Here is a 22,225-nt window from a genome sequence, read left to right as displayed (position 1 = left end):
CAAGCGTTCTGGACGAATGGAAAAGGCGCGCCGTTCTGGCGCGCCTTTTCAGTTTCGGGCTCTGGCGATTTGGGCCAAGCAAGTCAGGACGGTGCCTAGTCCATCCATTCAAACGGACGGGTAAATTCACCCAGACAATGCGAGACCGCATCGTGGTCCACGTCGCCTGTAGCGCGCAACCGCGCCACCAGTCCGCGCTTCTTGTCGTCGATCACTTCAACCACATGCGCCGCGTGCCCCGCATCAGCCAGCGCCTTGTCATAGACCCGGGTGATCGCTGATTTGCGCAGGTCGGGCTTGAACACTTTGCCGACCGCTGTCTTGGGCAGCTCGTCCAAGATCTCGATATGTTTGGGCAGGGCGGCTTTCTCGTGGATGTGCTTCTTGGCATAGGCCATAAGTTCGTCGGTTGTGACCGACGCACCGCCAACCAGTTCAACATAGGCGCAGGGCAGTTCGCCTGAATAGCTGTCCGGCTGGCCGATGGCCCCGACGAAGGCGACCGCGTCGTGCCCGGCCAGAACCTCTTCGATTTCGGCAGGGTCGATATTGTGTCCACCGCGGATGATCAGGTCCTTGGCGCGGCCCGTGATCCACAGATAGCCATCTTCATCAAGGCGACCCAGATCACCGGTCCGCAGGTAAGTGTCATAGGCGAACAGACCATTGTTCTTGGCCTCTTCTGTATAGGTGTTGCCCGCGAACACACCGGGGTTGGACAGGCAGATCTCGCCCACCTCATCCACGTCATGCTCTTTCAAGACGGTCCCCGTATCATCGCAGGTCAGGATTTTCACATCCGTATAAGGGAACGGCACGCCCACCGACCCGACCTTCTTGTCGCCCGTTGGTGGGTTGCAGGACACGAGGCAGGTGGCCTCGGTCAGCCCATAGCCTTCGACGATCGTCACGCCGGTTGCGGCAACAAAGCGGTTGTAAAGCTCGATCGGCAGCGGGGCCGACCCCGAAAAGGCTGTCTTGAGCGACGACACATCCGCATCCACAGGCCGCTGCATCAACGCAGAAATGGCTGTTGGGACGGTGATCATGAAACTGACCTTGTAGCGCTCGACAAGTTTCCAGAAATTGTCGAACACCCCTTCCCCGCGATAGCCCGCAGGTGTCGGGTGAACGAAATGGCTGCCCGCCATCAGAACCGACATCCAGATCACGTGCACGGCAAAGACGTGGAACAGAGGCAGCGGGCAGATGATCACGTCGTTTTCGTCAAACAGCAAGCTCGACCCAAGCCAGCCGTTATAGACCATGCCGGAATATTTGTGCTGCGCCACTTTGGGCGTGCCAGTCGTGCCACCGGTGTGGAAATAGGCGGCAATGCGATCTTCGGGCGTGTCTTCAAAATCGAGTGTGGTGTTCTGGCGCGACATCTCTGCGACGAAATCCAGAACCTTCGCTTTGTGCGTCACCGGGTTTTTCGGGCGCAGAAGCGGCACCAGCCAGCTTTTGGGCGGGCTGAGGTAACGGTTCAGGTCAATCTCGAGCACTGTATGCACATCGGGGGCCATCGCGACGGACTTCGCCGCCAATTGGGCCACGTCAGCTTTCGGGAAAGACTTCAGCGTGACCAGAACCTTGGCCCCGGTTTCGCGCAGGATGCCCGACACTTGCTCGGCGTCCAGAAGCGGGTTGATCGGATTGACGACGCCGGCGATTGCGCCGCCCATCAAGGTATAGATCGTCTCGTTGCAATTGGGCAGCAGGAAGGCGACCACATCCTTTTCGCCGATGCCAAGCGAGCGAAACAGGTTTGCCGCCTGACAGGTGCGTTCCAGCATTTCCCGCCACGTCACGGTTTCCTTGGCGTCAGTCGGACCTGAGGTCAGTTGATACGATGCCGACGGTCGATCTGGAAACTTCTTCGCTGTGCGTTCCAGCATTTGATAGAGCGTGACAGGCTTGTCGCGTGCGTCCCAGCTCATTTCGGCCTCGACCGCGTTGCGGTCCTTCATCGAGCCAAAATCATACATATGGTGTCCTCCCCTGCGCCCGCGTGTTCGGGCGGCCATTTGCCCTCAGCATGGTCGCAAATGCCCTGCCCCGCAAGAGTGACGTGACGTGGAAAACGAGGTGACGCATGGGCAATGGCACAACGCCCTTACCGCAGCCTACCCAAGCAAGGGTCTGCGCGCAGACGTTCACCTGTGGGAAAATTTCAGGCCATACCTTCGGTGAATTGCAGGCGCGCGAGGCGGGCATACAGGCCGTCCTCGGCCACGAGTTCGTCGTGTGTTCCCTGGGCCACGATGCGACCTTCGTCAAAGACAACGATCCGGTCGGCCTTCTTCACTGTGGCCAGACGGTGCGCCACGATCAACGTGGTGCGGCCTTGTGCAAGTTCATCCACCGCGTGTTGAACAAGGCGTTCGCTTTCGGCATCCAGCGCCGATGTCGCTTCGTCCAACAGAAGGATCGGCGCGTCGCGCAGGATCGCGCGGGCGATGGCGATGCGTTGCTTTTGACCGCCCGACAGCATCACACCGCGTTCGCCCACATAGGTGTTGAACCCTTCGGGCAGCTTTTCAAGAAACTCGTGAGCGGCAGCAGCGCGGGCGGCGGCTTCAACCTCAGCATCAGAGGCGTCGGGGCGCCCAAAGCGGATGTTTTCACGTGCCGAGGCGGCGAAGATGACCGCATCTTGCGGCACCAAAGCTACATATTTGCGGAAATCGTCGCGGCGCATATCGCGAAGATCAATGCCGTCCAACTTCACCGCGCCCTCTTCTGGGTCATAAAAGCGCTGAATAAGCTGGATGATCGTCGATTTGCCAGCCCCTGACGGGCCAACCAATGCCACGGTTTCGCCGGGGGCGACCTTCAGCGATATCCCCTCAAGCGCTGCCTGATTGGGTCGCGCGGGGTAGTGGAAAGTGACATCCTCGAACGAAATCTCGCCTTCGGGGCGGGTGGTGATCGTCACCGGGTTTTCCGGATCCTTGACCGCATCCTCTGCGTTCAGAAGCTCGACCAGACGTTCCGTGGCACCTGCGGCGCGCTGCAGTTCGCTCCAGATTTCGGACAGGGCGCCAACGGCACCCGCGACCATCACGGAATAGATTACGAACTGGACCAGCGCCCCGATCGAGATGTTGCCCCCCGTCACGTCGCGCATACCGATCCACAACACGCCCACAACGCCCGAAAAGATCAGTGAGATGACAATCACCGTCATGATCGCGCGCGTCGCGATGCGATGCTTGGCAGAGATAAAGCTTTCCTCGGTCAGTCCGGCGAATTCGCCGCGGCTAAGATCCTCGTGGGTGAAGGCTTGCACGGTTTGCACCGATGACAGCGCCTCGGACGCATTGCCCGAGCTTTTGGCGATCCATTCCTGGTTTTCGCGGCCAAGTATACGCAGACGGCGGCCCAACAGGATGATCGGCACAATCACGATCGGCACGATCAGCAGCACCAGCCCCGTCAGCTTGGCCGATGTCAGCAGCATCAGGATCATCCCGCCAAAGAAGATAAACACGTTGCGCAGGGCGACGGACACAGACGACCCAATCACCGACAGGATCAGCGTTGTATCTGTTGTGATCCGGCTGAGCACCTCGCCGGTCATGATCTTCTCGTAGAACGCCGGGCTCAGGCCGACGACACGGGCGAAGACGGCCTTGCGGATGTCCGCCACGATCCGTTCACCCAGACGGGTCACCAGATAATAGCGCAGACCCGTGCCCACGGCGAGCAAACTGGCGACCACGAGGGCGGCCAGGAAATACTTGTCGAGCAACTGGTTGGTCGCCTCGCCAAACCCGTCCACGACCCGGCGCACGGCAATCGGCAGGATCAGCGAAATGCCGGCGGTAAACACAAGCGCGCAGAACGCCGCCAATATCCACAAGCGATACGGGCTCATGAACGGCCATAGACCCGCCAGCGCGCCAATACGTTTGGATTTCTCGCGTTCGTCCATTTCGACGCTGGACGCCCCTGCTTGTCTTGCCATGTTCACTGCTCCTTTCGGGCAGAGATAGCCGCGCAGGCGCCCGCGCACAAGCCGATCTGCGCCTCCGCCCTGCTTGAAAGCGCGTGCCGGTCGCACGCCTTGGTCAGGCAGGCACGTCATGGGTGCTTTCGCTGCCGTTCGTTGCAAGTTAGACTTCTGACCCAAGACCGGCCCACCGAAAGGAGCCATGTAAATGCTGAACATTGCCCGTTTTTGTGCGCTGTCAGGCGCTTCGACGCTGTTTTTGCTTGCCGCCTGCGCAACGCCGCAGCAGCGCTGCATCGCGCAAGCCACCGCCGACACCCGCGCGCTTGAAGCGCAGATCAAGACAACCGAAGCGACAATAGAGCGCGGCTATGCGCTGCACCGGCAGTCGATTCCCTATACGCAAACCCGCGTCTGTTACGACAAAAAGCGCCGGCCTTTTCCGTGCAACCGCACCCGGTTTCACCCACTGGAAACCCCGGTCAACGTCGATTTGGGGCAAGAGCGGGCAAAGCTGGCGCAGATGAAAGCGAAACTCGCCAAGCTCAAACCGAAAGCGGTGGCGACGACCGAAGCCTGCCGCCGCAGCTATCGCGAATGACACGTGTCGCGATTGTTCTGGGGGCTGCCGTGCGCCCGGACGGGGGGCCTTCGCCTGCGTTACAGCGCCGGGCCGACACAGCCGCGCAGCTGTATCTGAGCGGGGTCGTTGATCAGATTGTCGCCTCGGGCGGGGTGCCAAAAGCCGGGGTCAGCGAAGCGGAGCTGATCTACGAGATCTGCGTGCAGGCCGGCGTGCCCGCATCAGCAATTTCTTGCGAAAGCCAATCATCCAACACATTGGAAAACATACGCTTTTCTCTGCCCCTATTGCCACCGGGCGCGCAGATCACGTTGGTGACAGATCGCCACCACGCCCCACGCGCCGGACTGATCGCGCGCGAGATGGGGGTGTCGGTGCAAGTGAAAAGTCCCGCGCTCGGGCAATTGTCGTGGCGCAAACGGTTGCGCGTCTATCTGCGAGAAGGCGCGGCACTGGCCTTATACGCCACCCGCCGCATGGGCCGCACTATTTCGAGACGGTCACCGTGACTGACGTTCCGGTATTGCCCTGCCCATAAATCCGCACGAACACGACCGCGCCACCATCGATCAGGTTGCGGGCGGCTTTCGCATCAATCGAGCCGTTCTGGACCATACGTTCCATGGTCTCGCGGTTTTTGATCGACCCGAAGAACGGATCCCATTCATCGCCGGGTTGGCTGATGCCGAAGCGGTGGAAATTCGCCCGGTCCTGACGCAGAATCTGCCACGGTTGGGTCAGTCGCGCGCCTTTGGAGTTATGAAGGTCTGGTTTGCCGATATACGCCACGTATGAGCCGATCAGCTCTTGCGCATGGGCGGCAACGGGCAAAGTGACGGCAATCGCAGCGGCCATTGTCGTGGCAGCGGCCATCCGTGTAAAACGGCGGAATACTGTCTCGTGGGACATGTGCTCTCTCCTTTGCTCTGACCCTATCTGGGGTCGGAAAGGGCGCAGGTCAATGATCACACGGCATTGCGACAAGCAGTGCGACCTTGGTGCGACAGGTCGATTGCCGCACCAAGGGGCTGTCCTATTGCGGGTCCGACACCGTCAAGCCCAGCATCCGCCATGCCTGCATACCGCCGCGATAATAGTGGATCTTGTCGGCGGGAAAGCCGGCTTCGATCATGCGCCGGGCTGCGGTCGGGGACTGACCGCACCAATTGCCGTTGCAAAACAGAGCGACGGGCTTGGCGCCTTCGCAATCGAACCCGTCGAAGTCAACCTCGCAGCCCATTTCGTCCAGCCGGTCGGCGGCTTCATTATACGGGATCGAGATCGCGCCGGGGATCGTGCCGCCCGCGTGATCTTGCGGCACCCGGCTGTCGATCACCATCACGTCGGGGTTCTGCAGCATCTCAAGCATTTCAAGTTCGCCGATTGGCGTCACGCCGGGGGCGGGCACCATCGGTTGCACGCAAAAATTCGGACACGGCCGCGAGGTCCGCGCCCATTCCCCCGTGACTTGGTTGTCCTGATCGGGGTTGCGGGTAATTTCGACCGGACCGGCGGCAGTATCGACGGTGACCGACGCGATGTCGGGGCGGATGTTCACACCCTCCGCCAACACAGGGGTCGCCAGCAGGGTGGCGACCAAAATGGCAATAGATCTTTTCATTTGGGGTCCCTTTCCACGCAGGTCAGTCGAAGGTTTCGAACACGTCATACATGACCGGTTCGAAGCTTTTGCACAGGGTTGCGATGACGCGGTTGCGTTCGCGCATCTCGTCCGTGCGCAGCATGGCCTGAAAATCTTCTCGCCGTTTCCACTGGGAATAATTGGCGATCCGTGTTTGGGCGTCATTGACGTGCAACCCAGCCGCCACAAAACCCGGCTGCTTGGATATGAATTGATGATAGGCATCCGTCAGCGCGTCCAGAAGATCCTGGCAGGTGCCGGGCGTCATCTCGAACGTGGTGATAACGGTTTGATAATCGGGGGCTTTGCTGATCTTGGGCATGGCTTCCTCCTGTTGGTAAGGAAAGCCTAATGCCTTTCGCGCGACAGATGAATACGAGATTTGGGGGTGGGCGGAAATGGCTCACCCCCACCCGGTCTCAATCGAAGTCAAAAATCTCGGACAGGATCGACTTGCGCTTGCGCTTCTCATAGCGCCGCCCATGTCGATAATCGTCGTCATCGTCATCGTCATCGTCATAATCGTCGCGATATCGGTCGCGGTCTGATCGCTTGCGATAGCCCTCATCCGCGCGTTTGTCATAGCGCTTCGGGCGCGGCTCGCGGGCCACAACCGGGTCGGGCATGGGCGGCGGGGGTGGGGCCACCGGATCAGGGTCAGGCAGCACGACCGCCGGGGTCGCTTTTTCGATGATCTTATCCAGCTCGCCACGATCCAACCAAACACCCCGGCATTCAGGGCAATAGTCGATCTCGACCCCCTGACGCTCGGACATCTTCAGTTCAGTTCCGTCAATCGGGCATTTCATGTGCTGGTTCCTCCGTGTTTCCTGCCAAGGATGTAGGGACGAAAAAGCGGGCCACAAGGACCCGCTTTGGCAACGTTTTTGTTATCGGCGAATTACCGCGACACATGCACGGCGCACGGTGCGTGGCGCACAACGCGGGCGGCGGTCGACCCAAGGAAGAAATCCGTCAGACCCGGCCGGTGCGAGGCCACGACAATGCAATCGACCCCGTTATGTTTGGCATAATCGACAATCGCGTGGCCGGCATGACCGGACACCACCTTGATGTCGATATCGTGCTCTCCCGCCAGTTCTTCCTTCATACGTGCTGCCAGTTCCTGCACGTTATCTTCCAACTGACCTTCGGGCAGGTATTGAGCGACATAGGCGGGTACTTCTTCCATCACATGAAGGGCCGTGATCTTGGCACCTTTTTCGGCGATGGCTTTCGCAATGCTGAGAGCTTCTTTGGTATCGCGCTCATGATCCAGAGCGATCGGCACGAGGACATTCTTATACATCTCGGTGCTCCTGTGTTTGAGTTGTTCATTCCCTTTCTGGATACGGCACACCGCCGCGCCCAACCATGATACAGGTCAATTGGCGCCGGGCCGCCGCCAGTTGCGCTGCTTTCCTTGACAGCTTGGGCCAAGCGGTCTATTTCCGCCCCAACTCCGGGAGTCGTTATGCTTCCGGTCCCATGGCTTATGCCGGGATCGCCCCCTGTCAGCGCGTTGCGCCCACAGGGGCGTCACTGGTTTGAGATTTGGATTTGCGCAGCCCGCCCCTTATCTAAGGGGCAAATGAAACGGCAAAGGAGCCGAGATATGTTCGAGAGCCTGTCAGACCGCCTATCCGGTGTCTTTGACCGCCTGACGAAACAGGGTGCGCTGTCCGAGGATGACGTGAAAACTGCGCTTCGTGAGGTCCGTGTGGCCTTGCTTGAGGCCGACGTTTCGCTGCCCGTCGCGCGCGACTTCGTCAAGAAAGTGCAAGAACAGGCCACCGGCCAAGCCGTCACCAAGTCCGTGACCCCCGGCCAGCAGGTCGTGAAAATCGTGCACGATGCGCTGGTCGAGGTTCTGACCGGCGAAGGTGAACCGGGCGCTTTGAAAATCGACAGCCCCCCTGCCCCGATCCTGATGGTCGGTCTGCAAGGTGGTGGTAAAACGACGACGACCGCCAAGCTGGCCAAGCGTTTGAAAGAAAAAGACGGCAAGCGCGTGCTGATGGCGTCGCTTGACGTGTATCGACCCGCCGCTATGGACCAATTGGCCATTCTCGGCACGCAGGTTGGTGTCGACACATTGCCGATCGTGCCCGGCCAGAAACCCGTCGACATCGCCAAACGCGCCAAGCAGCAGGCGACGATGGGCGGCTATGACGTCTATATGCTCGACACCGCCGGTCGTTTGCATATCGACGAAGTCCTGATGGACGAGGTCGAGCAGGTCTCGAAGGTCGTCACCCCGCGCGAAACGCTTCTGGTGGTCGATGGCCTGACCGGTCAGGTCGCCGTCGAAGTTGCGCAGGAATTCGACGACAAGGTCGGCATTTCTGGCGTCGTTCTGACCCGGATGGATGGCGACGGACGCGGCGGCGCTGCCCTATCGATGCGCGCCGTTACCGGCAAGCCGATCAAATACGTCGGCCTTGGCGAAAAAATGGACGCGCTTGAAACGTTCGAGCCTGAGCGGATCGCCGGTCGCATCCTTGGCATGGGCGACATTGTTTCGCTGGTCGAAAAAGCCCAAGAAACCATCGAGGCCGAACAGGCCGAGCGTATGATGAAACGCTTCCAGAAGGGTCAGTTCAACATGAACGACCTGAAAATGCAGTTGGAGCAGATGATCAAGATGGGCGGCATGCAAGGGATCATGGGAATGATGCCGGGCATGAAAAAGATGGCCAAACAAGCCGAAGACGCCGGCATGGACGACAAGGTTCTGAAACAGCAGATCGCGCTGATCCAGTCGATGACCAAACGCGAACGCGCCAACCCTCAGATTCTGCAAGCCAGCCGCAAGAAGCGCATCGCCAAAGGGGCGGGCATGGAAGTGTCCGAGCTGAACAAGCTTCTGAAAATGCAGCGCCAGATGGGCGACATGATGAAGAAGATGGGCAAGATGGGCAAAGGCAAGATGCTGAAACAAGCCATGTCCGGCATGTTCGGCAAGGGCGGCGGGATGCCGGACATGGGCGGAATGGACCCGTCGTCGATGGACCCCAAAGCGCTGGAAGCAGCGGCCAAGCAACTGGGCGCCAAGGGTGGTCTGCCCGGTCTGGGCGGTGGCGGATTGCCCCCCGGCCTGTCCGGCTTTGGGAAGAAGAAGTAAGCCGGTCGTGAAACTGCCCTTCGATCATATCACCACACCGCGCCTTGTGCTGCGCCCGCCAGAAGCTGGCGATTGGGACGCGTTTCGCAATTTCCTGATGGAAAACCCGCGTGCGGAATTTGTAGGCGGCGGACCCAAGAGCGACAACACGCGACGCACAATCTGGCGCGCCTTTGGTCACTCCATTGGTCATTGGGTGATAAGAGACTATGGCCCTTTCATCGCGACTGACAAAGCAGACGGAACCCCCATCGGTTGGGTTGGCCCGTGGTGCCCCGAAGGCTGGCCCGAGCCCGAGATCGCATGGTCGCTTTGGTCGGATTCGCATGAGGGTAAGGGGTATGCCCACGAGGCCGCCGTGGCTGCCATCAACTGGGCTTACAGCCATACCGACATCCAAAGCTTCGTCAGTTACGTGGATCACGAAAATGCCCGCTCTGCCGCGCTGGCCAAGCGTTTGGGCTGCGTGATCGACGCAAACGCTCCGCGATTTGAGGACGAAGACGACAGCTATGACGTTTGGCGCCACCCCGCGCCCGACGCAGACGGCACACCGGAGGCTTACGCATGACCGACGCAGCAACCCGCGCCGCAGAGCTTTTGAATGACCATCGTCAGTCGATCGACCGGCTGGACGCGATCCTTGTCTACACGCTGGGCGAGCGGTTCAAACACACGCAAGCGGTGGGCAAACTTAAAGCCGAACACGACCTGCCCCCGTCGGACCCGACCCGCGAAGCCCAACAGATCGAACGTCTGGAAGACCTGGCGCGCCGCGCCAATCTGGACCCCGAATTCGCCAAGAAATTCCTGAACTTCGTCATCGACGAGGTCATCAGGCATCACAAGAAACACCAAGAATGATTGGGGCCCTGCCCCGCTCAAATAGCTAGAAAAAAGGAAAACTCTCATGGCTATGAAAATTCGTCTTGCCCGTGGTGGCTCGAAAAAACGTCCCTTCTACCGCGTTGTTGCAACCGACTCGCGCATGCCGCGCGATGGCCGCTTCATCGAAAAGCTGGGCACCTATAACCCGCTGCTGCCGAAAGATTCGGAAGAGCGTGTGAAGCTGGACATGGAACGCATTCAGTATTGGTTGGACCAAGGCGCGCAGCCGACTGACCGTGTGTCGCGCTTCCTGGAAGCTGCTGGTGTGCTGGCCAAGAAAGACCGTGCAAACCTGAAAAAAGGTGAGCCGGGTCAGAAAGCCAAAGACCGCGTGCAGGAAAAAGCTGACAAGGCCGCTGCCGCTGCTGAAGCCGCTGCTGCCCCTGCCGAAGCCCCTGCGGAAGCACCTGCCGAAGAAGCGACTGCGGAAGAATAAATCCGGGTCAGGGCTGATCTGACATGCACACCTTTTCCAAGGCGTTTCAGTCGGATCTTAAAGATCTGATGCGTTGGCGGCGCGATGTGCGCCGCTTTCGCCCAGATCCTGTGGACGAGGCGCTCTTGCAAGAGTGCCTCGACGCGTTTTTGCTGGCCCCGTCCGTGGGGCTGTCGGAACCATGGCGGGTGATCCGCGTCGAAAGCGATGCGGCCCGCGCCGCGGCGCTGGACAACTTCTCGGCCGCCAACGACGACGCTTTGCGGGGTTATTCCGGCAACAAGGCCAAGCTCTATGCCGGGTTGAAGCTGTCAGGAATGCAGGATGCCCCCGTCCAATTGGCGGTGTTCTGCGACGAGGCGACCGACAAGGGCGCAGGCTTGGGCGCGGGCACCATGCCCGAGATGCGGCGCTATTCGGTGGTGTCTGCCATCATGCTGTTCTGGCTTGCCGTTCGCGCGCGTGGCCTTGGGCTGGGCTGGGTGTCGATCCTTGACCCTGACCGGCTTTGCCGCGACCTTGACGTGCCCAAGGGCTGGCAGTTGATTGGCTATTTTTGTCTGGGCTGGCCGGACAGTGTTGACGACCGCCCGGAGCTTGAGCTTTCAGGCTGGGAAACGCGGCGCGGCGCGCTTCCCGTTGAAACACGCTAGGGTCCGCGAGGGAGCTGTGCCATGGGTTTGCTTTTTCGCCCCTTTCGGTTGATCTTGATTGTTGGCGCCGGCTTTCTGGCCGGGTTGCTGTTTGAACGAAACTCGATGACGGATCGCTGCCTTGATCGTGGCGGCGCTGTGGATCGGGGCATTTGCATAGGTGGGAAATGAGCGACGACCGAATTTGCGTGGGCGCGATTGCAGGCGCTTTTGGTGTCAAAGGCGAGGTGCGTGTCAAAAGCTTCTGTGCCGACCCTGAAGCCATCGGAGATTATGGCCCTCTTTGGTCAGAAAACGGCGCGCGCCAATTCGTCCTCGTGCTCGACCGCCCGATAAAAAACGGCTTTGCCGCCCGGATCGACGGCGTGCGCACGAAAGAGGATGCCGACGCCCTGAAAGGTGTCAGACTTTTTGCCGACCGCGACGCACTGCCCACGCTGCCGGATGACGAATACTATCATGCGGACCTGATCGGCCTGACCGTTCTGGACACCGGCGGGCGCGCGCTTGGCCGGGTTTCGGCCGTTCACAACCATGGCGCAAGTGACGTGCTGGAAGTGCAAGGCCCCGGCCTGAAAACCGGCGCACTGCTGCCCTTCACGCTAGAGGCCGTGCCGACCGTCGATCTGGCAGCGGGTCGGATCATCGCGGATCCGCCCGAAGGCGTGTTTCCCGAATGACGCGCGTGATCGTGCATGCTGGGTTTCACAAGACGGGCACCACCAGTTTGCAATCCTATCTGGCCCAAAATCGCGCGCGCTTTGCTCCGTTCTTCGCCTATTACGGACAGAATGATTTCAAAAGCGCAGGCGCGCGGGCGCGGGTTTTTGCCCAACGCCCGTTTCCATGGCGCATGGCGAAATTTCGCGCGGCGTTTCACGCCTTTCTGGACGACATCCCCGACGCCGACACGATCGTATTGTCGCGCGAAACCTTTTGCGGTGTGATGCCCGGCCACCGGACGTGGCGCAGGCGCACCATCAAGGATTTCAAGACCGCCGGCATACCGCTGTGCCGCACAGTGATACAGTTGCTGCGCGAACGCTTTGGCCCTGACGTCAGGATCGAGTTTCTGTTCACCACCCGCGAACGCGAGGCATGGATCCGCAGCGTTTATGGACATCTTCTGCGCTCGATCCACCTGCGCGTAGAATTCGAAGAGTTTCGAGCGGGATTTCCAAACCTGATTGATCTGGAGGAGGAGGCCAAGCGCATTGCCTCGGCGCTTGACGGCTGCACCACGCATATCCGCGCGATGGAGAGCTATGGCACTCACCACAACGGGCCAGCGGCGGCAATTCTTGAACTTGCCGGTGTGGATGCTGCGACCTGCGCCACACTGCCGCGGGCGGCGCGCGCCAACGAAGGCCAGCCCCCCGAACTGGAGGCCGCATTTCTTGAATTGAACCGCTCTGGCAAATCCAAGCATACGTTGCGCCACATGAAAAACGAGATGCTTGCAAGGAAAGACCGCTGATGTCTGATACACCAAAATCTCATGGCCGGCTAAGCGTCTCTGCCTCTTTGAAGCCACGCGAGTTGATAACGGACAGGCCGCGTTTTGCCGGGGTTTGGACGGCGAAAGTCATCACGCTTTTCCCCGCAGCCTTCCCCGGTGTTCTGGGCGAAAGCCTGACCGGGCGGGCGTTGAAAGACGGGCTTTGGGGGTTGGACCCCATCGACCTGCGCCCGTTTGGGGAAGGCCGGCATCGCAACGTGGATGACACCCCCGCAGGGGGCGGCGCGGGCATGGTGTTGCGCGCCGACGTGTTGGCGCGAGCGATCGACATGGCGCAAGCTGGTGTGCCGCAAGATCGCACGAAATGGCCGATCATTTATATGTCGCCACGTGGCAAACCGCTGACACAGGCCATGGCACATCGATTTGCCGCTGGTGCAGGCATGACCATTCTGTGCGGTCGCTTTGAAGGCGTGGATGAACGGGTGTTGGAAGAATACCAGATCGAAGAAGTCAGCCTTGGCGATTTTGTTCTGACCGGCGGCGAAATTGCCGCCCAAGCTATGCTGGACGCCACCGTGCGCCTGCTGCCCGGCGTTCTTGGCAACGAGACCTCAACCGAGGAGGAAAGCTTTTCAGCCGGATTGCTGGAGCACCCGCAATACACCCGCCCTGCCAGCTGGCGTGGGCGTGAAATTCCCGAGGTTCTGACCTCGGGCCATCACGGCAAGATTGCCAAATGGCGGCGCGAGATGAGCGAAAAGATCACCAAAGATCGGCGCCCGGACCTTTGGAAAGCACTGCAAAACGCATTCAAATCGGATGACTCGTCTAAGGGCTGATGGCGTCGGGCGGGCGGCTTCGCAGCGGGCTTTGTTTCGAAAAGTGTAACTGTCTGCGCTTTTCCGCCCTACTGTTTCCCAAACCTCTGAAAAACAACACTTAAGTCTAGGTTTCACTCGCCATTTCTGGGGAACCGAGAAAGGTGAATTTGTGTCTTTTTTTAGGCGTGCAACGGTGAGTTATCGACATTTGATCTCACTTATCCGACGGCGTTACCAACCAGAAAGACCCCGCCAAACACGACCCGCCGTTCATTAGTCTCTTTTCGCGACACACTGATTTACAAGACTTGATCTCTTCACTGACCGGAACACGGCAAGAAAGGTGGACGACATGAACCTGCAGACTCTGGCGAAACAGAACCGCATCAAGGCTCTGACCATATTGGAGCAAAAGAAACGCGCGATGTGCACCCCGCGCCCTGAGGTTGGCTTGAAACGTCACCTGCCGACCTTCCGATCCGCTCGCTTTGATTTTGGGGCGCCTTACGTCCTGACCTGACCAAACACCACTCACGGACATCAAAGCATGGGAAGCTGCGTCATCGTCATGGCGCAGCTTCTTTGCGTTCCGGGGCCGCGCAATGGCGTGAACAGAAAACCCCCGGCTGCCCACTTGAGCCATGTCATTCATCAGGACGGATGCAGAAGCTATCAAACCCCGTAGAGTGAAAAACGCAAAACTGCGCTGCAAGATATCGAGGTTCGCATGCAGATGACGTTCTTCTGGGTTTCTGTCGCCATTGGATTGGCGCTTGCGACGATGATTGGATGGCGCCAGCTTGACCGGATTGCGGATCGAGCCGAGCAAGCGCGCCTGCGCGCCTTCCAACCCAGCGCGCCACCCCGGTTTTCCTCTGACATGGTCGCAGACCTGCCCGACCCCGCGCGCCGGTTCTTCCTGTTTTCGATCGCCGACGGAACCCCCCTTAATCGCGTGGTCGAGCTTGAGATGGCGGGGAAATTCAGCCTCGGCACAAAAGAGGCCCCCAATTACATGGCGATGACGGCCCAGCAGGTGTTGGCCGCCCCCGAGGGATTTGTCTGGTCGATGTCAGCCAAGTCCGCTGTGATGCGCGTGTCTGGGTCAGATAGCGCCAAATGGACCCGTTTCTGGGTTGGTGGCGTGGTCCCCGTGGCGCGGCTGGGCGGCGATGCGGACCACAAGCGATCCGCGTTTGGGCGCTATGCCGCCGAAGCGCTTTTCTGGTCACCCGCAACCTTCTTGCCCGGTCCCGGTGTCACGTGGGAAGCGGTCAGCAAAGACACGGCCCGCGCCACCTTGCGCCATGGCAGCTTGGCGCAGACAGTGGAAATTGTGGTGGCCGATGATGGCCAACCCCTGCATGTCAGCTTTGCACGATGGAGCAACGCAAATCCCGACAAGGTCTTTCGCCTGCAGCCCTTCGGCGGATACCTTTCGTCGTTTAAAGACGTTGCGGGGTTTCGCCTGCCAACCCATGTCGAAGCGGGCAACCATTTCGGCACCGATGACTATTTTCCGTTCTTCGTTGTGGACGTCACGCAAATCCGGTTTCCATCCCCGCAGCGCTAACCCGGTCTCGGCGCCCTCAGGGCGCAGGGATCACCCGGGTGATAGCCTGGTCACGGGCAAACATCGTGTCGCGCTGCACCCAGACGACAATTGCGGCCGCGAAGACGAAAAAGACCGTGTCATAGGGCTGCGCATCGGGCCAAAGCGGGTTGTTGAGTTGGAAATGGAACAGCGCCGCCAACAAGATACTGCCCCGTGACGCATTGAACAAAGCCGTCAGGATCAGGCTGACCGCCACCGATCCGATCAGGAATGGCATGATGCCCCAGGCGCTCTGTGGTGTGCCGCCCAGAAAGAACGCCGGCACATGCCACACCGCCCAGATCGCCCCCAAAACAAGCCCAGCCCATATCGGCGCCAAGCGGCGCTGCAGCAACGGCAAGGCCAAGCCACGCCAACCAAACTCCTCGATCGGGCCAAGGATCAACATGAAGGCCATCGCGCTTAGCGCCGCGCTGAACGAGGTGAATGGCAACGGCGCGGTGAACAGGTTACCCTTGAGCAGCGATCCCGCCATGAAAATCAACGGGATTACGAGGATGACAACCGCATACCATCCCAACGAAACTCGCCACAGCAGAAGGCGCGACAAGAAGCGTTTGAGCCCCCTCCATCCGCCATACCAACTGACGATTGCGAAGGCCGCTATGGCCGGGGAATAGACAGCAAGAATGAACAGCGGATGCGTTGCGCTGACCTCGCCAAACAGTTGGGTGATGGTGTCGGTGAACAAGATCAGGGCAGCGACCAACCCCCAAGCCAGTCCAAACGCAATCAACAGGAAGGGCCAAATTGCGTAACCGGGAACGATCGGGACCGCGGTTTCTGGGTGTGCGTCTACCATGGGTCAACTCCGCGTGGGTGACGCGCTGTGCGCGGACATAACTGCCCGGCACGTGCGTTTGTGCTTTTCAAGTCCATCACAAATGGTGCAAACAGTCTTTGAAATGGATCAAACCCTTCAAGCATTGGCGTCGCGCCGCCCTTGACTGACCATCACGACGGCGCGTTGGGCGCTGTGATCGCAACCCGACCGAAGTTGCTGCACCCGGTGCTTTGCACCCTTGATTGCCTTCTTCAAACCCCCTATACACCGCCCGTCTGCCACTCTTCCGAGTCGCGCGGGCGTTTTTCTTTTGGGCGGGTGCTTTCTTCTGCATCAACAGGCCCTTCGAAAAGCTGAAGAAGAAACGACGGACGACCTCCTGCGGGCGCGATATGCGGACCCGGTGAAGACACGGAGCTCTTGGACGGCAGCAAACTTTGCGGACCAACCGCAAGCAATGATAGGAGAAGATCAGATGGACCTGATCGCACAGATCGAGGCGGAACAAGTTGCCGCCCTGGGGAATGAAATCCCCGACTTCAAAGCCGGTGACACCATCCGTGTCGGCTTCAAGGTAACCGAGGGTTCGCGCACCCGTGTGCAGAACTACGAAGGCGTTTGCATCAGCCGCAAGAACGGCGAAGGCATTGCCGGATCGTTTACCGTTCGCAAGATTTCTTTCGGTGAGGGCGTGGAACGCGTATTCCCCCTGCACTCGACCAACATCGACAACATCACCGTGGTCCGCCGTGGCCGCGTGCGTCGTGCCAAACTGTATTACCTGCGTTCGCGTCGCGGTAAATCGGCCCGTATCGCCGAAGACAGCACATACAAGCCCAAGAAAGCCTGAGGAGCGTCACCATGAAAAAGGATCTTCATCCCGAATACCACATGATCGACGTCAAAATGACCGACGGCACGATCGTGCAAATGAAATCGACCTGGGGCAAGGAAGGCGACACCATGTCGCTGGATATCGACCCTTCGGCCCACCCGGCATGGAACGGCGGCAGCTCGCGCCTTCTGGATACCGGCGGCCGCGTGTCGAAGTTCAAATCGAAATACGAAGGCTTCGGCTTCTAAGCCACGCCTCTTTCGAAACAGGAAAACGCCGTTCCGCTGGGGCGGCGTTTTTCGTTGCAGGACCACATCTGCGCCCCTAGCCTTGCGGGCAACAGGACGAAGATAGGGCGCAGATGATCTCAACGTTTGGACCAGAGATTTGGCTCGTAGACGGCCCTTCCATCACCGCGGCCGCCGGGTTTCATTACCCAACGCGGATGGTCTTGATCAGGTTGAACGAAAGCGATCTGTTCGTTTGGTCGCCGATCGCGCTGACAGATGGCTTACGTCGTGACCTCAGCGCACTTGGGACTGTCAGATATCTTGTTGCACCGAACACGTTGCATCATATGTATTTGCAGGACTGGATCGCGTCCTTTCCGGAAACAACAGCATTTGCGGCGCCCGGGCTAGCCGCGAAACGAGCCGATATTGCGTTCGCGGGCGAGTTGACAGACACACCGGACCCCGCTTGGGCGCACCACATGGATCAGGTCGTGATAACCGGAAATGCGATCACGACCGAGGTCGTCTTTTTCCATCGCCCAAGCGGCACCGTGCTGTTTACCGACCTTCTTCAACAGTTGCCAAAGGACTGGTATTCAGGTTGGCGCGCAATTGTTGCCCGCCTTGATCTGATGACAGGGCGCGAGCCTGCGGTTCCACGAAAGTTTCGTATGGCATTTCGTGACAAAGCCGCACTTCGCCAGTCGGTGCGCAAGATAAAATCTTGGCGGCCGCGCGCCCTTGTGATGGCTCATGGAATGCCCGTTACGCAAAATGCGCCAGACGTCCTTGACCGGGCGTTCGCGTGGGTTCCGGCATCCAAATGACCCCGCCAGCATGCAAACGGCACGAAACAACGCTATGGCACTGAAGACTCAACCCTGATTTCAATGCGCAGAACATCTTCCCACCGCGCGGCATCGGTCATATAGTCCCCGCCATAACAAGCTGCTCAAACAGTCGGGGATACAGGCGTGGCGCATATTATCGTGGTTGGAAACGAAAAGGGTGGGGCCGGCAAATCCACCGTGTCCATGCATGTCGCGACAGCCTTGTCGCGCTTGGGGCATAAGGTTGGGGTGCTGGACCTGGACCTGCGTCAAAAGACGTTCGGGCGGTTCATCCAAAACCGCACGATCACGATGGAGCGTGAAGGCACCACCCTGCCAACGCCCGAATATCACGACCTGCCCGAGGTGGACCCATCTGGCCTGAAGCCGGGCGAAAACCCCTATGACCGGCGTCTTTCGATGGCCGTCGCGGCGCTTGAATCCGATTGCGATTTCATCTTGATCGACTGCCCAGGTTCGCACACGCGCCTGAGCCAAGTGGCCCATTCACTGGCCGACACGCTGATCACGCCGCTCAATGACAGCTTCGTCGATTTCGATCTTTTGGCCCATATCGACCCGGACACCAACAAGGTCCGGGGCCCCTCGGTCTATTCCGAGATGGTGTGGAACGCGCGCCAGCTGCGCGCAAAAGCGGGGCTGAAACCCATCGACTGGATCGTCGTGCGCAACCGTCTGGGTGCGCAAATGATGCACAACAAAAAGAAAATGGGGGATGCGGTCGAAGACCTGTCCAAACGCATCGGATTTCGCGTGGCCCCCGGCTTCAACGAGCGTGTCATTTTCCGCGAACTGTTTCCGCGTGGCCTGACCCTGTTAGATCTGCGTGATATCGGTGTGCTGGGACAGATGAACATCTCGAACGTGGCGGCGCGCCAAGAGTTGCGCGAGCTCATGAAGGCGTTGAACCTGCCCGGCGTCGAGGTGAAAATCTAACAGCGTCGCAGGACCGATTACCTCTTTCCGACGCGCCACCCCCCGTCTACGCTCGCGACCATGTTGCGTTATGTCCTGACCCGCGCTTTGTCGCTTGGCCTTAGCCTTATGGTCGCCTCGCTGGTGATTTTCGCCATGATCGAGGTGATCCCCGGCGACCCGGCCTCGTTCATGCTGGGCCTGAACGCTCAGCCTGAAACGGTGGCTGCCCTGCGCGAGGATCTGGGGCTGAACGGATCGTTGCCTGTGCGGTATCTGGCGTGGGTCGGGGGCATGGTGACGGGGGACTTTGGCACCTCCTACACCTATCGCGTGCCGGTCACCGATCTGGTTCTGGAACGGTTACAGGTTTCGCTTCCGCTGGCGCTTTATGCGCTGATCCTGTCGACGGTTATTGCGATCCCGGTTGGTATGATCGCCGCTGCGCGACGCGGGCGACCATCCGATTTCGCGATCATGGGGGTCACTCAGCTTGGCATCGCGATCCCCAACTTCTGGTTTGCGATGCTGCTGGTCGTGGTCTTCGCCATTCAACTGCGCTGGTTTTCAGCGGGTGGCTTTGTGGGATGGGACGATGGAGTCGCCCCGGGCCTAAAGGCGCTGACGCTGCCCGCCATTGCGTTGGCGCTGCCGCAGGCCTCTATTCTGGCGCGTGTGATGCGGTCGTCCTTGTTGGACGTGTTGCATCAGGACTATATCCGCACCGCGCGTGCCAAGGGGCTGTCTGTCGCACAGGCCACGCGCCGCCACGCCCTACGCAACGCGCTGATCCCGGTTCTGACCATCATCGGGCTGCAATTCAGTTTCCTTCTGGCCGGCGCGATCATTATCGAGAACGTCTTTTTCCTGCCCGGACTTGGGCGACTGATTTTTCAGGCCATCACCCAGCGCGACCTCGTGGTGGTGGAAAGCGTGGTGATGCTGTTGGTCTTTGCGGTGATCCTTGTGACCTTCCTGGTCGATGTCACCTATGCGCTGGTGGATCCGCGGCTCAGGAGGCGTCCTTAATGACCCGGTTGCCCGCACAACTGATCATCGGTGCGTGCCTTAGCACGGTCTTTCTGGGTGCTGCGCTGTTGTCCTTTCTCTGGACCCCATACGACGTCACCAATTTGGACATTGCCGCCAAGCTTAGACCGCCGTCGACCACGCATCTATTGGGCACCGATCATTTCGGGCGTGACCTTGTGTCGATGCTGATGGAGGGCGGGCGCATCTCGATCGCCGTCGCCGTTCTGGCCGTTGGCATCGGCATGGGGCTTGGCGTGCCTTTGGGTCTGACGGCCGCCGCCCATCGGGGCGGGTTGCTGGATGAGGTGATCATGCGCGGCAACGATTTGGTCTTTGCCTTCCCCTCGCTGGTCATCGCCATCCTGATCACCGCGACCTTCGGCCCGTCGGCGACCAACGCGATCATCGCCATCGGCATTTTCAACATCCCCGTGTTTGCACGTGTCGCACGCGGTGGTGCGCTGACGATCTGGACACAAGACTTCATCATGGCCGCGCGTGTCGCAGGCAAGAGCAGGGCGCGGATCAGCCTTGAACACGTGCTACCTAACATCGCGAACCTTCTGATCGTGCAGGGCACCATCCAGTTTTCATTGGGCATTCTGGCCGAGGCGGGGCTGAGCTATGTTGGCCTTGGCGCCCAGCCGCCGACCCCCAGTTGGGGGCGAATGCTGGCAGATGCACAGACGATGATCTATGCCACCCCGCGCCTCGCCATGGCGCCGGGGCTGGCCATCGTTGCGATGGTGCTGGGCCTGAACCTTATGGGCGACGGTCTGCGTGACCTGCTTGATCCCCGGATCAGAAGGGCGCGCGCATGATCCGCATCGAAGACCTTGCCCTGTCCATCCACGGCGTTCCGATCCTGCGCGATGTGGACCTGACGATTGCGCCCGGTCAGGTGGTCGGGCTGGTGGGCGAAAGCGGGTCGGGCAAGTCGATGACGGCACTGGCCCTGATGGGGCTGTTGCCGCGCGGCATGACCACATCCGGCCAGATATGGCTGGACGACACGGACCTTACGACGCTGGACGAAGACGCGATGTGCGACATTCGCGGGCGCCGCATCTCGATGATCTTTCAAGAACCGATGACGGCGCTGAACCCGGTCAAGACCATCGGCGATCAGGTGGCCGAGACGCTGTTGATCCATGGCCGCGCCAACAGGAGCGACGCCAACCGCATCGCTGCCGAAAAACTCGCCCGCGTGGGCCTGCCGCAAGACCGTTTTCCACTGGATCGCTATCCGCACGAGCTGTCGGGCGGGCAGCGGCAGCGGGTTTGCATCGCCATGGCCATCGCGCTGCATCCCGATCTGCTGATCGCGGATGAACCCACCACCGCGCTGGACGTGACCACACAAGCGCAGATTCTTGATCTGCTGAAGGAACTCGTCGCCGAAGATGGCATGGGGCTTTTGCTGATCACCCACGACCTAGCCGTGGTGGCCGGCATGGCCGACCACGTCGCCGTCATGCGCAAAGGTGAAATCGTCGAGCAGGGCGAAACCGAAACCCTGTTTCGCACCATGTCGCACCCATATACCCGGCAACTGCTGGATGCCTCCGGTCATGTGCCCGACGGTCAGGCCATCCCGCAAGACACCCCGCTGCTTGAGGTGCGTAGCGCGGTGCGTGATTACCCCTTGCCCCGCACGCACCTGTTTGGTCCTACCCCGCAGTTTCGCGCGGTGGATGGGGTCGGTTTTACGTTGAACAAAGGCGAAAGCCTTGGGCTAGTCGGCGAAAGTGGCTGCGGGAAATCGACACTCAGCCGCGCCATTCTGGGTCTGGAACCGCTGCAAGGCGGAGAGATCCTTCTGAATGGCACGCCCATCGCGCCCGACATGCCACACGCCCGCCGCGCCGGGCTGCAAGTGGTGTTTCAAGACCCTTACGGCAGCTTCAACCCCCGCTGGACCGTCGAACGGCTGGTCGCCGAGCCCTTTCACCTGCTGGGAAGCCGCCCCGGAGACTGGCGGGACCGCGTGCGCGATGCGCTGGCCGAGGTCGGCTTGGACGCTGACACCATGACCCGCTATCCGCACGAGTTTTCCGGTGGGCAGCGTCAGCGCATCGCTATTGCCCGCGCCCTGATCTTGCGACCCGAGCTAATCATCCTCGACGAAGCTGTGTCGGCGCTCGATGTCTCCATCCGCGCCGGTATCCTCGACCTGCTGGCAGACCTTCAGGCGCGTCACGGGATGGGCTATCTGTTCATCAGCCATGACCTTGGCGTCGTGCGCTCGATCACGGATCGGGTGCTGGTGATGAAGGCAGGCAAGATCGTCGAGGACGGCGCGACCGAGGCCGTCTTTGCCGCGCCCAAACACACCTATACGCAAACCCTGGTCAACGCCGCGCCGGTCATCCCGCCCGCGTGGAAGGAGGCTTAAG

Annotated in this window: 28 protein-coding genes; 20 read left to right on the top strand and 8 right to left on the bottom strand. The window is 60.0% G+C overall.

The features are described 5' to 3' along the window. Positions 1 to 95 precede the first annotated feature (95 nt). Together ACXYMP_RS05540 and ACXYMP_RS05535 are read right to left on the bottom strand one after the other, a co-directional pair. Entirely contained in the window at positions 96 to 1,988 is a 1,893-nt protein-coding gene (locus ACXYMP_RS05540) for an acyl-CoA synthetase (RefSeq protein ID WP_298567690.1), read from the bottom strand. A gap of 185 nt (positions 1,989 to 2,173) precedes the next feature. Then, positions 2,174 to 3,970, bottom strand: coding sequence for an ABC transporter transmembrane domain-containing protein (locus ACXYMP_RS05535; RefSeq protein ID WP_458904829.1), 1,797 nt, complete (start codon positions 3,968 to 3,970; stop codon positions 2,174 to 2,176). A 193-nt stretch (positions 3,971 to 4,163) separates the two neighbouring features. Here ACXYMP_RS05535 and ACXYMP_RS05530 point away from each other — a divergent pair, with 193 nt between their 5' ends. Continuing rightward, positions 4,164 to 4,556 (top strand): hypothetical protein, encoded by a 393-nt coding sequence (locus ACXYMP_RS05530; protein ID WP_458904827.1) that lies wholly within the window; start codon positions 4,164 to 4,166, stop codon positions 4,554 to 4,556. Then, positions 4,553 to 5,047 carry a YdcF family protein gene (locus ACXYMP_RS05525; protein WP_458904825.1) on the top strand — a complete coding sequence of 165 codons (495 nt, stop codon included), beginning with the start codon at positions 4,553 to 4,555 and terminating at the stop codon, positions 5,045 to 5,047. The genes ACXYMP_RS05530 and ACXYMP_RS05525 overlap by 4 nt, the downstream gene beginning before the upstream one ends. Here ACXYMP_RS05525 and ACXYMP_RS05520 read toward each other — a convergent pair. The 5 genes from ACXYMP_RS05520 to ACXYMP_RS05500 form a co-directional block, all read right to left on the bottom strand. Then, positions 5,025 to 5,447, bottom strand: coding sequence for a hypothetical protein (locus tag ACXYMP_RS05520; RefSeq protein ID WP_298567698.1), 423 nt, complete (start codon positions 5,445 to 5,447; stop codon positions 5,025 to 5,027). The two genes, ACXYMP_RS05525 and ACXYMP_RS05520, sit on opposite strands and share 23 nt — an antisense overlap. 124 nt (positions 5,448 to 5,571) lie before the next feature. Beyond that, entirely contained in the window at positions 5,572 to 6,159 is a 588-nt protein-coding gene (locus ACXYMP_RS05515; protein ID WP_458904823.1) for a rhodanese-like domain-containing protein, read from the bottom strand. Positions 6,160 to 6,181: 22 nt separating this feature from the next. Next, positions 6,182 to 6,502, bottom strand: a complete 321-nt coding sequence (locus ACXYMP_RS05510; RefSeq protein WP_248369797.1) for an antibiotic biosynthesis monooxygenase family protein — start codon at positions 6,500 to 6,502, stop codon at positions 6,182 to 6,184. Positions 6,503 to 6,599: 97 nt separating this feature from the next. Beyond that, the gene (locus ACXYMP_RS05505) at positions 6,600 to 6,989 is read right to left on the bottom strand and encodes a TFIIB-type zinc ribbon-containing protein (protein WP_458904820.1); all 390 of its coding nucleotides are present in this window, start codon (positions 6,987 to 6,989) and stop codon (positions 6,600 to 6,602) included. Positions 6,990 to 7,081: 92 nt separating this feature from the next. Continuing rightward, on the bottom strand, positions 7,082 to 7,489 hold the full coding sequence (locus ACXYMP_RS05500; RefSeq protein ID WP_298567709.1) for a universal stress protein: 408 nt from the start codon (positions 7,487 to 7,489) through the stop codon (positions 7,082 to 7,084). A gap of 306 nt (positions 7,490 to 7,795) precedes the next feature. Here ACXYMP_RS05500 and ffh point away from each other — a divergent pair, with 306 nt between their 5' ends. The 11 genes from ffh (at position 7,796) to ACXYMP_RS05445 (ending at position 15,137) form a co-directional block, all read left to right on the top strand. Continuing rightward, positions 7,796 to 9,304: a signal recognition particle protein gene (gene ffh, locus ACXYMP_RS05495; RefSeq protein ID WP_248369791.1), complete on the top strand. Its 1,509-nt coding sequence runs from the start codon at positions 7,796 to 7,798 to the stop codon at positions 9,302 to 9,304. A 7-nt stretch (positions 9,305 to 9,311) separates the two neighbouring features. Next, positions 9,312 to 9,875 carry a GNAT family N-acetyltransferase gene (locus ACXYMP_RS05490; protein WP_458904818.1) on the top strand — a complete coding sequence of 188 codons (564 nt, stop codon included), beginning with the start codon at positions 9,312 to 9,314 and terminating at the stop codon, positions 9,873 to 9,875. After that, entirely contained in the window at positions 9,872 to 10,168 is a 297-nt protein-coding gene (locus ACXYMP_RS05485) for a chorismate mutase (protein ID WP_248369787.1), read from the top strand. The genes ACXYMP_RS05490 and ACXYMP_RS05485 overlap by 4 nt, the downstream gene beginning before the upstream one ends. Positions 10,169 to 10,214: 46 nt before the next feature. Further along, positions 10,215 to 10,628 (top strand): 30S ribosomal protein S16, encoded by a 414-nt coding sequence (gene rpsP, locus ACXYMP_RS05480; RefSeq protein ID WP_298567720.1) that lies wholly within the window; start codon positions 10,215 to 10,217, stop codon positions 10,626 to 10,628. A gap of 23 nt (positions 10,629 to 10,651) precedes the next feature. After that, complete coding sequence (gene bluB, locus ACXYMP_RS05475) at positions 10,652 to 11,281, top strand: 5,6-dimethylbenzimidazole synthase (RefSeq protein ID WP_298567724.1); 630 nt, start codon at positions 10,652 to 10,654, stop codon at positions 11,279 to 11,281. Positions 11,282 to 11,302: 21 nt separating this feature from the next. Then, positions 11,303 to 11,452, top strand: a complete 150-nt coding sequence (locus ACXYMP_RS05470; RefSeq protein WP_298567727.1) for a hypothetical protein — start codon at positions 11,303 to 11,305, stop codon at positions 11,450 to 11,452. Further along, positions 11,449 to 11,961, top strand: a complete 513-nt coding sequence (gene rimM, locus ACXYMP_RS05465) for a ribosome maturation factor RimM (protein WP_458904815.1) — start codon at positions 11,449 to 11,451, stop codon at positions 11,959 to 11,961. The genes ACXYMP_RS05470 and rimM overlap by 4 nt, the downstream gene beginning before the upstream one ends. Then, positions 11,958 to 12,758 (top strand): hypothetical protein, encoded by an 801-nt coding sequence (locus ACXYMP_RS05460; protein WP_298567732.1) that lies wholly within the window; start codon positions 11,958 to 11,960, stop codon positions 12,756 to 12,758. Before rimM ends, ACXYMP_RS05460 begins: the two co-directional genes overlap by 4 nt. After that, a complete protein-coding gene (gene trmD / locus ACXYMP_RS05455) occupies positions 12,758 to 13,582 on the top strand; it encodes a tRNA (guanosine(37)-N1)-methyltransferase TrmD (RefSeq protein ID WP_298567734.1) in 825 nt (274 codons plus the stop codon). Before ACXYMP_RS05460 ends, trmD begins: the two co-directional genes overlap by 1 nt. Positions 13,583 to 13,916: 334 nt before the next feature. Then, positions 13,917 to 14,084: a hypothetical protein gene (locus ACXYMP_RS05450; RefSeq protein WP_298567737.1), complete on the top strand. Its 168-nt coding sequence runs from the start codon at positions 13,917 to 13,919 to the stop codon at positions 14,082 to 14,084. A 207-nt stretch (positions 14,085 to 14,291) separates the two neighbouring features. Then, on the top strand, positions 14,292 to 15,137 hold the full coding sequence (locus ACXYMP_RS05445) for a DUF6544 family protein (RefSeq protein ID WP_458904812.1): 846 nt from the start codon (positions 14,292 to 14,294) through the stop codon (positions 15,135 to 15,137). 16 nt (positions 15,138 to 15,153) lie between these two features. Here the strand turns inward: ACXYMP_RS05445 and ACXYMP_RS05440 are convergent, their stop codons facing one another. Next, positions 15,154 to 15,981: a CPBP family intramembrane glutamic endopeptidase gene (locus tag ACXYMP_RS05440; RefSeq protein WP_458904810.1), complete on the bottom strand. Its 828-nt coding sequence runs from the start codon at positions 15,979 to 15,981 to the stop codon at positions 15,154 to 15,156. 457 nt (positions 15,982 to 16,438) lie between these two features. On the opposite strand from ACXYMP_RS05440, the gene rplS reads away from it, so the two are divergent. From rplS to ACXYMP_RS05405, 7 genes are all read left to right on the top strand, one after another. Continuing rightward, positions 16,439 to 16,813: a 50S ribosomal protein L19 gene (gene rplS, locus ACXYMP_RS05435; RefSeq protein ID WP_298567745.1), complete on the top strand. Its 375-nt coding sequence runs from the start codon at positions 16,439 to 16,441 to the stop codon at positions 16,811 to 16,813. Positions 16,814 to 16,824: 11 nt separating this feature from the next. Further along, entirely contained in the window at positions 16,825 to 17,046 is a 222-nt protein-coding gene (gene rpmE / locus ACXYMP_RS05430) for a 50S ribosomal protein L31 (protein WP_298567747.1), read from the top strand. Between the two features lie 113 nt (positions 17,047 to 17,159). Then, entirely contained in the window at positions 17,160 to 17,858 is a 699-nt protein-coding gene (locus tag ACXYMP_RS05425) for a DUF4336 domain-containing protein (RefSeq protein ID WP_458904807.1), read from the top strand. Positions 17,859 to 18,005: 147 nt separating this feature from the next. Continuing rightward, positions 18,006 to 18,818, top strand: coding sequence for a division plane positioning ATPase MipZ (locus ACXYMP_RS05420; protein WP_298567754.1), 813 nt, complete (start codon positions 18,006 to 18,008; stop codon positions 18,816 to 18,818). Between the two features lie 60 nt (positions 18,819 to 18,878). Further along, complete coding sequence (locus ACXYMP_RS05415; protein WP_458904805.1) at positions 18,879 to 19,826, top strand: ABC transporter permease; 948 nt, start codon at positions 18,879 to 18,881, stop codon at positions 19,824 to 19,826. Beyond that, complete coding sequence (locus tag ACXYMP_RS05410; RefSeq protein WP_458904803.1) at positions 19,826 to 20,650, top strand: ABC transporter permease; 825 nt, start codon at positions 19,826 to 19,828, stop codon at positions 20,648 to 20,650. The genes ACXYMP_RS05415 and ACXYMP_RS05410 overlap by 1 nt, the downstream gene beginning before the upstream one ends. Beyond that, positions 20,647 to 22,224, top strand: a complete 1,578-nt coding sequence (locus ACXYMP_RS05405) for an ABC transporter ATP-binding protein (RefSeq protein ID WP_298567760.1) — start codon at positions 20,647 to 20,649, stop codon at positions 22,222 to 22,224. Before ACXYMP_RS05410 ends, ACXYMP_RS05405 begins: the two co-directional genes overlap by 4 nt. Position 22,225: the final 1 nt, after the last annotated feature.

It is taken from the genome of Aliiroseovarius sp. CAU 1755 (assembly GCF_054482655.1).
This window is presented reverse-complemented; position numbering and strand designations above follow the sequence as displayed.

Excerpts from the sequence above, each read along its gene's own strand:
- ACXYMP_RS05540 (WP_298567690.1), bottom strand. The coding sequence starts at position 1,988 with ATGTATGATTTTGGCTCGATGAAGGACCGCAACGCGGTCGAGGCCGAA.
- ACXYMP_RS05535 (WP_458904829.1), bottom strand. The coding sequence starts at position 3,970 with ATGGCAAGACAAGCAGGGGCGTCCAGCGTCGAAATGGACGAACGCGAG.
- ACXYMP_RS05530 (WP_458904827.1), top strand. The coding sequence starts at position 4,164 with ATGCTGAACATTGCCCGTTTTTGTGCGCTGTCAGGCGCTTCGACGCTG.
- ACXYMP_RS05525 (WP_458904825.1), top strand. The coding sequence starts at position 4,553 with ATGACACGTGTCGCGATTGTTCTGGGGGCTGCCGTGCGCCCGGACGGG.
- ACXYMP_RS05520 (WP_298567698.1), bottom strand. The coding sequence starts at position 5,447 with ATGTCCCACGAGACAGTATTCCGCCGTTTTACACGGATGGCCGCTGCC.
- ACXYMP_RS05515 (WP_458904823.1), bottom strand. The coding sequence starts at position 6,159 with ATGAAAAGATCTATTGCCATTTTGGTCGCCACCCTGCTGGCGACCCCT.
- ACXYMP_RS05510 (WP_248369797.1), bottom strand. The coding sequence starts at position 6,502 with ATGCCCAAGATCAGCAAAGCCCCCGATTATCAAACCGTTATCACCACG.
- ACXYMP_RS05505 (WP_458904820.1), bottom strand. The coding sequence starts at position 6,989 with ATGAAATGCCCGATTGACGGAACTGAACTGAAGATGTCCGAGCGTCAG.
- ACXYMP_RS05500 (WP_298567709.1), bottom strand. The coding sequence starts at position 7,489 with ATGTATAAGAATGTCCTCGTGCCGATCGCTCTGGATCATGAGCGCGAT.
- ffh (WP_248369791.1), top strand. The coding sequence starts at position 7,796 with ATGTTCGAGAGCCTGTCAGACCGCCTATCCGGTGTCTTTGACCGCCTG.
- ACXYMP_RS05485 (WP_248369787.1), top strand. The coding sequence starts at position 9,872 with ATGACCGACGCAGCAACCCGCGCCGCAGAGCTTTTGAATGACCATCGT.
- rpsP (WP_298567720.1), top strand. The coding sequence starts at position 10,215 with ATGGCTATGAAAATTCGTCTTGCCCGTGGTGGCTCGAAAAAACGTCCC.
- bluB (WP_298567724.1), top strand. The coding sequence starts at position 10,652 with ATGCACACCTTTTCCAAGGCGTTTCAGTCGGATCTTAAAGATCTGATG.
- ACXYMP_RS05470 (WP_298567727.1), top strand. The coding sequence starts at position 11,303 with ATGGGTTTGCTTTTTCGCCCCTTTCGGTTGATCTTGATTGTTGGCGCC.
- rimM (WP_458904815.1), top strand. The coding sequence starts at position 11,449 with ATGAGCGACGACCGAATTTGCGTGGGCGCGATTGCAGGCGCTTTTGGT.
- ACXYMP_RS05460 (WP_298567732.1), top strand. The coding sequence starts at position 11,958 with ATGACGCGCGTGATCGTGCATGCTGGGTTTCACAAGACGGGCACCACC.
- trmD (WP_298567734.1), top strand. The coding sequence starts at position 12,758 with ATGTCTGATACACCAAAATCTCATGGCCGGCTAAGCGTCTCTGCCTCT.
- ACXYMP_RS05450 (WP_298567737.1), top strand. The coding sequence starts at position 13,917 with ATGAACCTGCAGACTCTGGCGAAACAGAACCGCATCAAGGCTCTGACC.
- ACXYMP_RS05445 (WP_458904812.1), top strand. The coding sequence starts at position 14,292 with ATGCAGATGACGTTCTTCTGGGTTTCTGTCGCCATTGGATTGGCGCTT.
- ACXYMP_RS05440 (WP_458904810.1), bottom strand. The coding sequence starts at position 15,981 with ATGGTAGACGCACACCCAGAAACCGCGGTCCCGATCGTTCCCGGTTAC.
- rplS (WP_298567745.1), top strand. The coding sequence starts at position 16,439 with ATGGACCTGATCGCACAGATCGAGGCGGAACAAGTTGCCGCCCTGGGG.
- rpmE (WP_298567747.1), top strand. The coding sequence starts at position 16,825 with ATGAAAAAGGATCTTCATCCCGAATACCACATGATCGACGTCAAAATG.
- ACXYMP_RS05425 (WP_458904807.1), top strand. The coding sequence starts at position 17,160 with ATGATCTCAACGTTTGGACCAGAGATTTGGCTCGTAGACGGCCCTTCC.
- ACXYMP_RS05415 (WP_458904805.1), top strand. The coding sequence starts at position 18,879 with ATGTTGCGTTATGTCCTGACCCGCGCTTTGTCGCTTGGCCTTAGCCTT.
- ACXYMP_RS05410 (WP_458904803.1), top strand. The coding sequence starts at position 19,826 with ATGACCCGGTTGCCCGCACAACTGATCATCGGTGCGTGCCTTAGCACG.
- ACXYMP_RS05405 (WP_298567760.1), top strand. The coding sequence starts at position 20,647 with ATGATCCGCATCGAAGACCTTGCCCTGTCCATCCACGGCGTTCCGATC.